This is a genomic window from Paraburkholderia sp. SIMBA_027, from assembly GCF_046535315.1.
GTDB classification, from domain to species: domain Bacteria; phylum Pseudomonadota; class Gammaproteobacteria; order Burkholderiales; family Burkholderiaceae; genus Paraburkholderia; species Paraburkholderia tropica.
Genome location: NZ_JAWRWY010001256.1, coordinates 1 through 249 on the forward strand (window position 1 = coordinate 1; position 249 = coordinate 249).

Annotated in this window: 1 protein-coding gene; it reads left to right on the forward strand. The window is 53.8% G+C overall.

All coding sequences use genetic code 11. The annotated features are described in order from the left end of the window. Positions 1 to 96: 96 nt before the first annotated feature. Positions 97 to 249: PHP domain-containing protein (locus tag SB764_RS43180; RefSeq protein WP_410867193.1), on the forward strand; the 153-nt coding region annotated here is incomplete at its 3' end.

The window sequence follows — 249 nt, forward strand, 5'->3', positions numbered from 1 at the left end:
CAGCTCATTTCAGAATATTTGCCAGAACCGTTATGATGTCGGCGCAAAAAACATTATCCAGAACGGGAGTCCGCCTTGAGCGACACGAATTACGCAGTGATTTACGACCTGCACAGCCATACCACAGCTTCCGATGGCTGCCTGACGCCAGAAGCATTGGTGCACCGTGCAGTCGAGATGCGCGTCGGCACCCTGGCGATCACCGACCATGACACCACAGCTGCAATCGCACCAGCAAGAGAGGAAATT